This is a genomic window from Sphingobacterium thermophilum, assembly GCF_039541675.1.
GTDB classification, from domain to species: Bacteria; Bacteroidota; Bacteroidia; order Sphingobacteriales; family Sphingobacteriaceae; genus Sphingobacterium; species Sphingobacterium thermophilum.
In genome coordinates this window covers 380,452-394,207 of sequence record NZ_BAABGR010000006.1, presented here as the reverse complement: position 1 = coordinate 394,207, position 13,756 = coordinate 380,452, and the positions used below count along the sequence as shown (strand labels likewise).

Below are 13,756 nucleotides of genomic sequence, written 5' to 3'. Positions count from 1 at the left end.
TTATACTCGCATAAAACATGATCAAGGAATGAAAATTCTACATACTGCAGACTGGCATTTGGGAAAACGATTGGACAATTTTTCCCGTTTGGAGGAACAAATCGAAGTAATGAACGAAATCATTTCGATTGCCGATGAACAAAACGTTGATTTGGTTTTGGTAGCGGGCGATTTATTTGACGCTTTCCATCCCAGTACAGAAGCCATTGATTTGTTTTACAAGACTGTAAAACGACTGGCCAAAAACGGAAAACGACCGGTAATTGCCATTGCCGGAAACCACGATTCTCCAAGCTTCATCGATGCACCAGATCCTTTGGCCCGTGAATGCGGAATCATTCTCATCGGATATCCCAACCAAAAAGTGCAGGAATACGCATTGGAAAACTTCCGAATCACGAAATCCGAAAAGGGATTCCTAGAAATTCAACTGAATTCCTCTCCTATGCCTGTTCGAATTTTGCATACTCCTTATGCCAACGAAATTCGTTTAAAACAATTTTTGGGCGAAAATAGAGAAGATGAATTGAATGCAGTTTTAGCCGAAAACTGGAAAAATTTAGCCGATACTTATTGCGACGATAAAGGGGTTAATCTTCTTATGGCGCATTTATACATGAACAAAAGAGGAGGAGAAATTTTGGAAGAACCCGAAGGTGAAAAACCAATTAAAATCGGGAATGCCGATATGATTTATTCCGATGCCATTCCACCTCAAATTCAATATACCGCATTGGGACACCTACACGGTTTCCGAAATATAGGAACGGTTGAAAAACCCGTGATTTATTCCTCTTCTCCCCTTTGCTACAGCTTTAGCGAAGCCGGACAAAAGAAATACGTTTCTTTGATTTCGGTGGATGAAAATCGAAATCTTTCTTTTGAAAAAGTCGAATTGAAATCGGGCAAGCCTTTGCATCGCAAAACTTTCTCAAACTTAGAATCGGCTTTGAATTGGCTTTCCGAAAATCAAAATGCTTTGGTAGAATTGACCCTCGAATCCGATACCTTTCTGAAAGCCGAAGACCGCAAAGCGCTTTATCAAACCCACCAGGGTATTATCCACTTAATTCCCAAAGTCAAAAATCAAAATCAAGGTTCAGAAGATGTGCAAGAAATTAACCTAAACAAAGACCGTCGTGAATTATTTCGAGATTATTTTAAATCCAAAAACGGAGGTCAAGAACCGAATGAAGAAATCATGAATTTGTTTAACGAAATTCTAAATGCCTAAACCATGCTTCCCATTCAATTAACCATAGAAGGAATTTATTCGTATCAGGAACGCCAAACTATTGATTTTACGCAATTAACCGATGCCGGGTTATTCGGTATTTTCGGTTCGGTAGGGTCTGGAAAATCTTCCATTTTGGAAGCTATTACCTATGCTTTATATGGAGAAACTGAAAGATTAAACTCTCGCGACAAGCGAACTTACAATATGATGAACCTGAAATCCAATCGTTCCTATATCGAATTGGAATTCAAAAATCATGAAGACCGTTTGTTTAAAGCTACGCGTGAATTCAAACGAAATTCCAAAAGATTTGAGGATGTAAATACGCCTATGGCTAATTTATACGAATGGAAAAATAACGCATGGATTCCTTTGGAATCAACCAACGTAGAACCCATTATTGGTTTGAGTTACGAGAATTTCAAACGAACTATTATCATTCCTCAAGGTCAATTCAAGGAATTTTTGGAATTAGGGGAAAAAGACCGTACCCAAATGATGATGGAGATTTTTAACCTTCATCAATACGATTTATACGACAAGGTCAGTGCATTAAGTTCCGAAAACAAGACCAAATTAAACCAGTTACAAGGTCAAATGGTAGGATTTGAAACGGTTTCTGAAGAGGAAATTCAAGCTCAAAAAAAACAGTTGACAGAGGCGAAAAAGGCATTTGATTCTACCAAGGAAGAATTCGATTTGAAATCGGAAAGATTTCAGCAGTTAAAAACTTTAAAAGCTGAATTTGAAACACTTCAAAAAAAGAAAAAAAGCCTCACCGAGATGGAATCTCAACAGGAATCCATAAATGCGGTAGAGAAAAAATTGGAGGAATTTGAACGTGTGCAAGCCTTATTTGCCCAAATTCTCGAAACACAGAACAAGGCAACCTTGGAATACCATGCTAAATCCGAGGAAGAAATACGGGAATTGGAAACTTTGAAAAATTTAGAAACTCAGATTCAGGAAGTACAACAAAAACTCAATGAAATTCAACCTCAATTTGAGGCTTTAGAATTGAAAAAAACGGAAAAAAATGATTGGGAGTTAATTCTGAAAATTCAAGAAGCCAAAAAGGATATTGATAACTTAATATCCGGTTCGCAAAAGGGATTGGAATATGTAGAGGAAACTAAAAATTCGGTTCAAAACCTCAAAACGCAAATCCAAGAATTAGAAGAAAAAATCGATTCTTTCGGAAAAGAAATCATCGATTCTGTTATTTTGATGGAAGTTGAAAAATGGTTTCTTCAAACCCAAAACTTTCAGGAATCAAAGGCTAAATTGCTGAATTCCATTCAAAATAAAAATGAAAATCTTCAAGAATTAAACAATCAAATTAAAACTTTATATAAATCCACTCAATCATTTGAAATTAAATATACTAACAAACAAAATGAAATTGAATTAAAATCAAAAGAAATTGACAATCAACGCCAGCATTTATTGGTTCAGCAACAGATTTCCAATTATGCCGTGGAACTGAAAGACGGTGAACCTTGTCCCTTATGCGGTGCATTGGATCATCCGAATATTGTTCAAGTTGAAAATGTTTCGACTCAGTTGGAAGAATTGCAAAATCAATGGAACCAATTGGAGGCAGAACGTAAATACTGGCAAAATTTAAAGGAACAAATCGACCGAATCGAACAACAGAAAAAATTCATTCAGGAAAATTTAGAAAAGGAAATTGGAGAGCTTAAAAATCTCGAATTACAAATTTCCGAGCATAGGGAGAAATTCCATTGGAAAGAATTTCAAGCCGACGATTTCTCAGGATTTGAACAAATCAAAAAATCCAATCAAGAAAAGCAAAATCAAGTAAAATCTTGGCAAGCCCAACTGAAAGAACTTCGATCGCAAACCGAAGAAAAATCGAAGTTGCTAGAAAAAGCTCAACATAAATTGGAGGAATACAAGCGCCGGGAAACAGCCAAACAAGCGGAAATTCAAACGAATTTATCCTATTTAAAATCCTTAAAATTTGAGGACTATCAAAGCGTTTCATTCGAGAAAATTCAGGCTCAAATTCAAAATTTAAAGCAATCCATCTTGGATACTGAAAAAAATCATCAGCAGTTTACCAAACTTTTCCAAGAGCTTACGCCTAAATTAGCTTCGCAAAAGACTTTGGTGGGAGGCATCCAAAAACGAAAAGCAGAAATTGAATTTGAACTTAAAACCATAAATGAAAAAATTTCGGAAAATCTTTCCCTCAGTGGATTGGATTCTTTGGAAGCTGTGAAAACGATTTTGAGTCAAAATTTAGATGTAGCGGCAATACGTCAACAAATTCAAAACTACCGAATTGAATTATCCACTCTTCGCAATTCAGTTAAGGATTTAGAATCCAAATTGACAGGAAAAAATCTGGACGAAGAAGAATTTGCCAAGGAAGAAAGTCTTTTGAAAGAAGTAGAAACCCGCCTTCAAACAGTCACCGAAACGGTCGGAAAATTACAAGCTGAAATCAGTCGTTTGGAAGTAGAATTTGCAAAAAAAGCAGAACTCTTAAAAGAACAAGCCAAGCTTCAAAAACGAGAAGAAAACCTCAAAACCTTATCGAATTTGTTCAAAGGAGCAGGATTTGTTCAATATGTTTCATCCATTTACCTGAGACAGCTTTGCGATAATGCCAACATACGTTTTCATCGTATGACGAGAAATCAATTGAGCCTTCAATTATCTGAAAAAGGCGACTTTGAAATCATCGATTATTTGAACGAAGGTCGCTCTCGAAGCGTGAAAACTTTATCGGGTGGACAGGCATTCCAAGCCTCTTTAAGCTTGGCCCTGGCTTTGGCTGAAAGCGTGCAATCCCAGGCAAAATCCGAGAAGAACTTCTTTTTCATAGACGAAGGATTTGGTACGCAAGATTTGGAATCAGTCAATATTGTCTTTGAAACTTTAACCAGTTTACAGAAAGAAAACAGAATCGTCGGCATCATTTCCCATGTGGAAGAGCTTCAAGAAAGAATCCCGATGGCACTTCGCATCACCAAAGATGAAGAAAAAGGAAGTCAAATTACACTTATTAATTAAGCAAGTCAACCTCAAGTTGGCTTGTATTATTCTACATGTACAGCTGTCAAGCCGCCATCAACAACAATCTCTTGGCCATTGATATAGGATGCTTTATCGGAAGCAAGGAAAAATACGGCATTAGCAATTTCTTCGGGTTGAGCAAATCGGCTAGCTGGCACGTGATGTATCATCTTTTCGTAGCGTTGCTGCCCTACCAGCGTCTCATTAAACTGATTCGTGCTTGTATAGCCAGGGCTTATGGCATTCACCCGAATGTGATAAGGAGCCAACTCAATGGCCAACACTTTTACTAAATAAGAAATTGCTGCCTTGGACGAAGCATACAACGAAGAAGTCGGAAGACCTCTAAAGTGAGTCCATGATGTATTTATAATTATATTACTTCCCTTGTCCATTAGAGGAAGTAACTTCTGTATTGAGAAAAATACTCCTTTGTAATTGATTGAAATTAGTTTATCAAAGTCATCAAAGCTGATTTCCTCGAATTTTTTGAACAATCCTATTCCAGCATTTACAAATAATGTATCCAATGTGAAGGTATGATTTTTTACGATAGAGGGCAGGTCATTTAAATCTTCTATATTAGATACATCTGAACGAAAAACTCTAAAATAGGGATATTTCTGTTCTACGTCTTTAAGTTTGGATAAACTTCTGCCTGTGATAAGCACTTGATAACCCTCTTCGAAAAATCTTCTTGCTGTTGCCAATCCTATTCCCGAACTCCCTCCTGTAATGAGAATAGTTTTCAAACGGTTGTTTCCCATAGTTTTTAATTGGTATAGTACGAAAGTTCTTAAATGACAAACAAGTCCGATAGTCTTTCCTGTCCCCTTACTATACACGTTCCTTCCTCGCACAGATTAAGCGCCAACGACAATTAGCTTTCAACTTTTTTATTTGTGCTAATACTTATTCTATTCCAAGCATTAATCGTTACGACAGCCATTATAATTTGCGCTAAATAGTTCTTATCGAAAAGTTTTTCGGCCTGCTGATACGTATTTGTGCTTAACCCGTGCAGGTGTATTAAGGTAATTTCTTCAGTAATAGCCAGAATTACCTTTTCTTCCTCACTAAATAATTCTGTTTCCTTCCAAGCATTGAGCAGGAAAATACGTCTAGCATTTTCGCCATTTTTTAATGCTTCCTTAGTGTGCATATCAATACAAAAAGCACATCCGTTTAACTGCGAAGCTCTAATTTTAATGAGCTCTAGATGTGTTTTTGAAAGTTTTGAATTTTGCAAATAGTTCTCCAAGCCAAACATTATCTCATATGCCTGTGGCTCCAACTGTTGAATATTGATTCTCTTTTCCATAATTTATACACAATTAAGTCTAAGCAAAAGTAAAAAGGACATCTCCCAAAAATCTTAAACCATTTTAAGATTGCAATTTACTTTTGATCTCACTCAAATATTCAGGGGTCATATTCAAGTAAGAGGCTAACAAATGCTGGGGAATCCGTCTTGTAAATTCAGGAAAGTGATTATTAAAATGATGATAAAATTCCTCTTTTGAAAAATCATATAAATATTTTGTCCGCATTTGCAAAGCAGCATAAGCCCTTTGATAAATCATGCGGTAGTATCTCTCTAGCTTAGGAAAATCCTCTAATAGAAGCATTTGATTCTTGAAATCTATTTGCATTACACACGTAGGCTCAACAGCTTGAATGGCAAACTCTGTAATTCCTTGCCTCTCAAAAGCAGCATAATCAGTAATCCACCAATTCTCTATCGCAAATTGAATAGTCTGCTCCACTCCTTTTTCCCCAATGAAAAACATTCTCAGACAACCTTTCAAAACAAAAAAATGATACCTACACCTACTGTTCAATTCCATTAACTTTTCTTTCTATGAAAATTCCTTTAACTGAAAGTAATTTACGATTTCGGATTCTTCTTCGGATGTTAGTTCTACAAACCTTTTAAAATGTCGTATTAAATCATATTTTTTACTTTCTCCATGTGTCATGTGGCAGCTATTTTTAATTGGTTTTTCAGTAGACTCTATATCGTCCTTTTTGATAATTGGACAGGTTCGGATTATTGAAGTTTCTTTAGACCTAAAGCCAATAAGCTAAGAACTATCAATATAACGAAAATGTAGTTTACCCCAGTATGCTAGTATCAGCCCCCCCAATGCCCAAGGCCAGCCACTGCAAGATTAAATACTGCAAAGAATGAACATAAAAAATACGAGATTGTAACCAATATCAATAAACTGGCCGGCATAAGCCGGCCGAATTTACTAAAGTTACACTAATTTCTGAGACAAGACTGCTGGCAGTGATTTGGTTATGGCTGCAACAAATTTGAAAGGCTAAGTACTAAGAGTGAGATAATCGGCAACTCCTTATAATGCTTCAATTTACTTATTTTCAACCTGTCCTAAGTTTATTCTAATTCGCTCATCAAGAAATAGTAAAATGAAGGAAAGAACACACATAATTAGCGAATTATAAAAGTGATAGTACTCTTGATGTGCCATGTGAGCGGTAAATGCTCCGATGACGAAAGGGAAGAGAAGTAAGATGCCCAACGTTCTCAGTTGTGATTTGAATAATCCCGCAATAACAAGCAGCACACCTATTATCTCTGCTATACCTATAGCCAGTGTCCAAGTTGTATCAAAACCTAATGACTGCATACTTTGCACCATGCCTGGATAGAGTATGATTTTTTTCGTGGCCGATGGTGCAATGATATACAAGTACCATAGGTAACAAATCCAGTATAAAACGGCTTTAGAATTAGTTTTCATCAGATATCGGATTGTATTAGAAGAATTCCACGTTTCGTGCTTTATGTTCGTACAGATCAATCAGATTTTGGTATTCAGCAATCTTAGTCTTCATCGCGTCAATGGTTCCTGTAGTCAAAGGAAGACGAAATGTTGGAACATCTTTATCTACCGCTTCAATGATAGCCTCGGCTACTTTAACCGGATCGCCAGATTGTTTACCATGAAGACTTTTTGTATTGCTTCTTATGTCCCCTGCCGTATCAAAGTACAGAGGCAATTTGTTTTCGGCATATTTTACGGACGTTCCGAAGAAATCTGTTCTTAGTGCACCTAATTCCGCTAACATCACCTTGATGCCAAAAGGTTCTACTTCTTGCTTGAGTGATTCTCTCATTCCTTCCAAAGCAAATTTGCTTGAAGCATAAATACCATTTCCCACACCTGCTAGAATTCCCACACGAGAAGAAATTTGGATTATTGTTCCACCGCCTTTTTCGCGCATGTGAGGTAGCACAGCTTGGCAAAGTTTCCATACCGCTATGACATTCACTTTAAATTGATGGATGATTTCGTTTTCTGAAAATTCTTCAATCATTCCAAATGCACCATAACCAGCATTGTTTACTAACACATCAATCTGACCATATTGATTTATAATGGCGTCAACAAGAGAGGAAATCTGTTCTGTGTTCGACAGGTCAATGATAAACGCCTTGGCTCCTAAAATTTTTTCAAAATCCGCTTTGTCCTGCGCATTGCGAACAGTACCTACAACGATATCTCCCTTATCTGCCACTTGTTTGGCAAGTTCCCTGCCTAATCCTTTTGATACACCTGTTATCAACCAAACTTTTCTTTCTATGATGTTCATAACCTTTTGATTTGATGATAAGACAAAAGTATTTTATACCTTTACTTTTGGCAAGTACTTACAAAATTGTATGTACAAACATTTATTGCTATGAGAAAGAGGAATTCAACTAATTTTCTGAATGAGGTAGACCTTTTGCAGAATTGTGGTATGTTCTATACCATCTCCTTAATTAGTGGACAATGGAAGGTAGGAATCCTTGCTGCTTTGTTGGAAAATGAGACGTTACGTTATTCCGAGATAAAGAAAAGAATAAATAACATTACTGAGCGGATCTTGATCAAACAACTCAAAGAATTGCAGGAAGACGGTCTTATTATTCGCAAAGATTATTCAGAAGTGCCACCAAGGGTAGAGTACAGCATAAGTGAAAAAGGAAAGAGCCTTGAAAAAGTGCTGTTAACATTGCACGATTGGGGTAAAAAGCATAGGGAAAAGCAGCAAGCTTCATAATAAAAAAGAGGGCAAATCTCTTTTTCTCGACTTGCCCTCTTTTTAGTGATCCCGCTGGGACTCGAACCCAGGACCCATACATTAAAAGTGTATTGCTCTACCAACTGAGCTACGGAATCTTTAATTCTTTCGAATCAACTTCCTTGTTTGAAGTGATGCAAAGATAGCTATTTTGAGCGGTTCTACAAACTATTTTGCATTATTTATTGTCTTTCACACCAAACTTATTGATACTTAAATCAATAAATTTTAGGTCTATTTATTTATCGTTTATCGTTCGCCACAACATATCCTTCAGCTGTAGAATATTTTTTCCCGAAACTGACGAAATGAAAAGATAAGGCACGCCTTCTGGAAGTTCGGCTTTCATCTCCTCCTCCAGTTCATCGTCCAGCATGTCAGATTTGGTGATGGCCAACAAGCGAGGTTTAGCCATCATCTCCGGATTGTATTCTCTCAGTTCATTCAAAAGGATATTGTACTCCTCCTTTATAGTTCTATCCGTATCGGCGGGCACCATGAAGAGCAACACGGAGTTGCGTTCGATATGTCGTAAGAAGCGGAACCCTAAACCTTTTCCTTTGGATGCTCCTTCGATAATACCGGGAATATCGGCCATGATGAATGATTTTCCATCGCGGTAACTAACTATACCTAAGTTAGGCACTAGCGTTGTAAACGGGTAGTTGGCGATTTCAGGTTTTGCAGCAGACACAACGGACAGTAAGGTCGATTTTCCGGCATTAGGAAACCCTACCAGTCCTACATCGGCCAACACCTTCAATTCGAGGATAACCCACTGTTCTTTACCTGGCTCTCCCGGTTGTGCAAAACGTGGTGTCTGTAAGGTCGCAGACTTAAAATGCCAGTTACCTAAACCACCACGACCTCCAGCTGTGAGGATCTTCGTCTCACCATCTTCTGTAATTTCGAACAACACCTCTCCTGTTTCGGCATCTTTAGCAACCGTACCTAGCGGCACTTCCAATATCACATCTTTACCATTCGCTCCAGTACGGAGTGCCGAACCTCCCGGCTGCCCGTCCTCGGCAATGATATGTTTTCTGTATTTCAGGTGTAGCAAGGTCCAGTGATGCGAAGAACCTTTTAGAATGATGTGTCCTCCGCGTCCGCCATCTCCTCCATCTGGTCCTCCTTTGGCGGTAAATTTGTCGCGATGCAAATGTGCAGAACCTGCCCCTCCGCGTCCTGAACGACAACACACTTTTACATAATCAACAAAATTTGAACCTTGAGCCATAAAATACTTCTCTTTCTTAATTACGCTTTATAACTATCGATAACAGCACATAGCTCGGCGAAAATCGTCTCGATTTCTCCGATACCATTCACTTTGGTAAGCTTACCTTGTTTTTCATAGTAAGGCAATACATGAATAGTCTTGCTGAAATATTCTTCAATACGTTTTTTCAATTTATCTGCTGCATCGTCTGCACGTCCTGAAATCTCCTGACGTTTAGCGATACGTTGTGTAAGCTCCTCTTCGGTAACATCTAAAGCAATCACCCCCGAAATGGAACTGTTGATACTAGCAAGGAAGTTGTCCAATGCTTCCGCTTGCGCTACTGTGCGTGGAAAGCCATCAAAGATAAAACCTTTCGCTTGAGGGTTCTTTTGGATTTCTTCCTCCAACATAGCTATGGTAATGGAATCAGGTACAAGATTACCTTCAGCGATAATTTGACTTACCTGTTTTCCCAATTCAGTTTGGTTTTTGATATGTGCTCGGAAAATATCCCCCGTCGAGATATGAACCAAATTGTATTTGTTGATAAGTTTTTCAGATTGAGTTCCTTTTCCCGCTCCTGGAGGACCAAATAATACAAGGTTTAGCATAATTTGATTATTTTACTTTGTACAAAATAAAAAGCCTAATCCTTTATGAATTAGGCTTTCAGTTAACTAAGTGCATTCCAAGGGAGTCGAACCCCTAACCTTCTGATCCGTAGTCAGATGCTCTATCCAATTGAGCTAGGAATGCTTCAACCATCACTTCCGGGTATAGCCTCTTCCGTTTTGGTGATGCAAATATACACTAAAAAGCCTTTAGTTCAAATTTTTTTCACCTTTAATATACATTATTTTTTCGAAAATCAACTAAGTCCATGACGCTCAACCACAAAAAAAGGAGAGCATTTTAGCTCTCCTTTTTAAGATTTATTAAACAAATACTAGTGTTTGTCAATAAAATGCTCATTTGGCACATAGTCAGCCACCATTTCGGCAGCATAATCTACTTTCTTGCCTTTACTGAAGCGGTGTTTCAGGCTATCCATAATCGAATACACTACCGGTACTACCACAAGGGTTAAGAACATGGACGACAGTAGACCACCGATGATTACGATGGCAAGACCTCTGTTGATGTCGGAACCTTCTCCTTGCGCAATAGCAATAGGAATCATACCGAACACCATGGCTATCGTCGTCATCAAGATCGGACGAAGACGGGCATGGTTGGCCGCCACCAAAGCGTCGTGTGTATTCATGCCTTCTTCCTTACGGTGGTTAGCAAAGTCCACAAGCATAATCGCATTTTTGGCCACCAAACCAATCAACATGATAATACCCAAGATGGTGAAGATATTTAATGACTGGTTCGTCAACGCCAACGCCAATAAGGCACCGATAAATGACAATGGAATTGAGAATAATACCACAAAAGGTGTAATAAAGTTGTCATAAAGGGCTACCATCACCAAGTACACCAAGATTAAAGAAGCCATTAAAGCAATACCCAATGTACCGAAACCTTCAGCTTGGTTTTCCATGTTACCGCCCCACACGTATGATACTCCCGGTTTACGTGGTAATTGGCTAAACTTAGCTTCCCATTCTTGTGCTACGGTACCTGTAGGGCGCCCAACAACCCCACCTTGTACGGAAACAGCAGGCGACTTATCACGACGTTCCAACATCGTTGGACCTGAGCTATATTCTACATCTGCAAATTGCGACAACTTAATAGCCGTTCCCTGACTGTTGATAAACTGAAGGTTTTTAACGTCTTCAAGGCTTGTACGTCCTTTATCATCAAACTGAATGTTGATATCGTATTCGTTATCCCCGGCGCGAAACTTATTGTCCGTATTTCCGGAGAAAGCTGTCTGCATGGTTAAACCTACCGTCGCAATGTTAAGATTCAAGGACGTCATCTTATCACGATCCACTTTCACGGAGATCTCAGGGTTACCGCTTTCCGACGACAACTTAACATCCTTGGTTCCCGGAATTTCTCTTAATAGGTCGGCCGCCTGCATGGCAAACTCCTGTGCATCTTCAACTGTTGAAGCGATAATAGTAAGCTTCAAAGGCGACTGCTCAGCCCCCATGATACCTACCGGTACAGTCTTGATTTTGGCACCTACAAGCTGTGGAAGCAACTCATTACGTAATTGAACCGAATACACTTTCGAGTTCATACGACGTTTGGCTTCATCGGTAAGGATAACCTGGATTTCGGATTTATAGCGTGTTCCTGACACTGAACCGAGACCACCATCCGAAGACTGCCCTACAGTAGTGATGATTCTTTCGATTTCCGGTTTGCTTGACAAGATTTCTTCCGCCTTACGTGTTAAGATGTTGGTTTTCTCGAGAGAAGCATCTTTCTCTAATTCAAATTGTAGGTAGAACTCACCTCTATCGTTTGAAGGAAAGAAGTCCGAACCGATAAATCCCGCAGGAATCAAAGCTATGGATACGACAAACAACACAAGAGAAATCAGCAACGTAACCACTTTATTTACTCTTGTGCGTAACGCCCATTTCAAAATATCCGAAATTTTATGTGTAAAGGCATCAAGTCCTGCCTCAAAGCCGTGAACAATCTTTCCAAAGAAAGAAGTTTGGCTTAAATATTCTAACTTACCAAAACGGGAGTATAACCATGGCACTACGGTAAAAGATACCAGCAACGATAACATAGTCGAAATAATTACCGTCACACAGAACTGTGCCAAAATATTGGCCACCAAACCTGTAGACATCGCAATAGGCAAGAACACCACCACGATTACCAATGTAATAGCCGTAACGGTAAATCCAATTTCTTTAACTCCGTCAAAAGCCGCTCGCACTTTATTTTTACCCATCTCCATATGGCGGTGAATGTTCTCGATAACCACGATAGCGTCGTCCACGAGAATACCTACCACCAATGACAGACCTAGTAAGGACATCAGGTTAAGCGTATATCCCATCAAAAGAAGCCCGATGAAAGTAGCAATCAGCGACAATGGGATTGCCACCATCGTGATAGCGGCATTACGCAATGAATGTAAGAAGAACAACATGATGAAACCTACCAATACTACGGCTATCATCAAGTCATGAATCACGTTATTTGCCGCAATCAAGGTGAAGGTAGATGTGTCGTTAGCCACCATGATTTTTACACCTTGTGCTTCATAGTCCTTCTCTACCCCACCGATAAGATTACCCTCATCATCATATTGAGCTATGGTTTTACGCACCAATTCGGATACGGCTACGGCGTTAGCGTCCGATTGCTTGAAGACTTGCAACATAATCGTGTTCTTACGGTCCACACGGGCAATCTTTTCAATTTCCGTTATGCCATCCTGAACATCAGCCACATCCTTCAGGTATATTGTGATTCCCTTAGGGGTGGTAATAGGCAAGTTGCGCAATTCCTCAATACTTCTCACTTTTCCCGCCAAACGTATGGTCGTTCTATTTTCTTTAGAAGCCACATTACCTGTAGGGAAGTCCATATTGGATGCTTGGATGACCTGTTGGATAGTGGAGATGCTCAATCCATAGCCCTGCAACTTGTCAGGATCCACTTTCACCTGAATTTCACGTTGCTCACCACCGATCATATCCACCTTAGCCACACCGTTGATACGAGCGAAAACAGGCTGTATCTTTTTATCCAATAAATCATACAGTTCTTTCTCCGAAAGATTAGATGTTACGGCCAAGTTCATGATAGCAACATCATCCAAGGAGAATTTGTTCAATGACGGTGTCTTAGCATCTTCCGGAAGGTCGTTGATCACCGCATTGATTTTACGTTGAGCATCGGTCAACAGGAAGTTTACATCGGCACCATTGTTTAAGGTAACCATCACCACGGACACCCCTTCTAAGGAGGTGGATTCAATTTTTTTAACCATCTCCAAAGAGGCTACCGCATCTTCAATCTTTTTGGTAACGGTATTTTCTACCTCTGTAGGTGAAGCTCCCGGATATACCGTCTGAATGGTAATCACGTTTACCTCAAACTTAGGAATTAACTCATACCCCAGTTGAGAATACGAGAAAAGCCCACCTAGTGTCAAAATGATGAACAACACCAAGATGATACTAGGTCGTTTTATCGATATTTCTGAAATTTTCATAATAGCTATTTAC

11 protein-coding genes and 2 tRNA genes are annotated in these 13,756 nt (G+C 39.0%); 3 read left to right on the top strand and 10 right to left on the bottom strand.

Annotation, left to right across the window (positions count from 1 at the left end):
• Positions 1–28 precede the first annotated feature (28 nt).
• Both ABD873_RS03780 and ABD873_RS03775 read left to right on the top strand, forming a co-directional pair.
• Positions 29–1,234: a metallophosphoesterase family protein gene (locus ABD873_RS03780; RefSeq protein WP_345064829.1), complete on the top strand. Its 1,206-nt coding sequence runs from the start codon at positions 29–31 to the stop codon at positions 1,232–1,234.
• Between the two features lie 3 nt (positions 1,235–1,237).
• Positions 1,238–4,279, top strand: a complete 3,042-nt coding sequence (locus ABD873_RS03775; protein ID WP_345064826.1) for an SbcC/MukB-like Walker B domain-containing protein — start codon at positions 1,238–1,240, stop codon at positions 4,277–4,279.
• Positions 4,280–4,305: 26 nt separating this feature from the next.
• On the opposite strand, the gene ABD873_RS03770 is transcribed toward ABD873_RS03775, so the two are convergent.
• The 5 genes from ABD873_RS03770 to ABD873_RS03750 all read right to left on the bottom strand — a co-directional run bounded on the left by ABD873_RS03770 (position 4,306) and on the right by ABD873_RS03750 (position 7,903).
• Positions 4,306–5,049: an SDR family NAD(P)-dependent oxidoreductase gene (locus tag ABD873_RS03770; RefSeq protein ID WP_345064823.1), complete on the bottom strand. Its 744-nt coding sequence runs from the start codon at positions 5,047–5,049 to the stop codon at positions 4,306–4,308.
• Positions 5,050–5,162: 113 nt separating this feature from the next.
• Entirely contained in the window at positions 5,163–5,603 is a 441-nt protein-coding gene (locus tag ABD873_RS03765) for a carboxymuconolactone decarboxylase family protein (protein ID WP_039053827.1), read from the bottom strand.
• A 64-nt stretch (positions 5,604–5,667) separates the two neighbouring features.
• Complete coding sequence (locus tag ABD873_RS03760; protein WP_345064819.1) at positions 5,668–6,129, bottom strand: Crp/Fnr family transcriptional regulator; 462 nt, start codon at positions 6,127–6,129, stop codon at positions 5,668–5,670.
• Positions 6,130–6,657: 528 nt separating this feature from the next.
• The gene (locus ABD873_RS03755) at positions 6,658–7,050 is read right to left on the bottom strand and encodes a DoxX family protein (RefSeq protein ID WP_345064816.1); all 393 of its coding nucleotides are present in this window, start codon (positions 7,048–7,050) and stop codon (positions 6,658–6,660) included.
• A gap of 16 nt (positions 7,051–7,066) precedes the next feature.
• Positions 7,067–7,903, bottom strand: coding sequence for an SDR family NAD(P)-dependent oxidoreductase (locus ABD873_RS03750; protein WP_345064813.1), 837 nt, complete (start codon positions 7,901–7,903; stop codon positions 7,067–7,069).
• 90 nt (positions 7,904–7,993) lie between these two features.
• Here ABD873_RS03750 and ABD873_RS03745 point away from each other — a divergent pair, with 90 nt between their 5' ends.
• On the top strand, positions 7,994–8,356 hold the full coding sequence (locus ABD873_RS03745; protein ID WP_345064810.1) for a winged helix-turn-helix transcriptional regulator: 363 nt from the start codon (positions 7,994–7,996) through the stop codon (positions 8,354–8,356).
• Between the two features lie 46 nt (positions 8,357–8,402).
• Here the strand turns inward: ABD873_RS03745 and ABD873_RS03740 are convergent.
• The 5 genes from ABD873_RS03740 to ABD873_RS03720 all read right to left on the bottom strand — a co-directional run bounded on the left by ABD873_RS03740 (position 8,403) and on the right by ABD873_RS03720 (position 13,743).
• Positions 8,403–8,475 (bottom strand) — tRNA-Lys (locus ABD873_RS03740).
• A 140-nt stretch (positions 8,476–8,615) separates the two neighbouring features.
• A complete protein-coding gene (gene obgE, locus ABD873_RS03735) occupies positions 8,616–9,617 on the bottom strand; it encodes a GTPase ObgE (protein ID WP_039053829.1) in 1,002 nt (333 codons plus the stop codon).
• Between the two features lie 20 nt (positions 9,618–9,637).
• Positions 9,638–10,213 (bottom strand): adenylate kinase, encoded by a 576-nt coding sequence (locus tag ABD873_RS03730; RefSeq protein ID WP_345064805.1) that lies wholly within the window; start codon positions 10,211–10,213, stop codon positions 9,638–9,640.
• 71 nt (positions 10,214–10,284) lie between these two features.
• A tRNA-Arg gene (locus ABD873_RS03725) sits at positions 10,285–10,358 on the bottom strand.
• A gap of 190 nt (positions 10,359–10,548) precedes the next feature.
• Entirely contained in the window at positions 10,549–13,743 is a 3,195-nt protein-coding gene (locus ABD873_RS03720; protein ID WP_345064802.1) for an efflux RND transporter permease subunit, read from the bottom strand.
• Between the last annotated feature and the right edge of the window lie 13 nt (positions 13,744–13,756).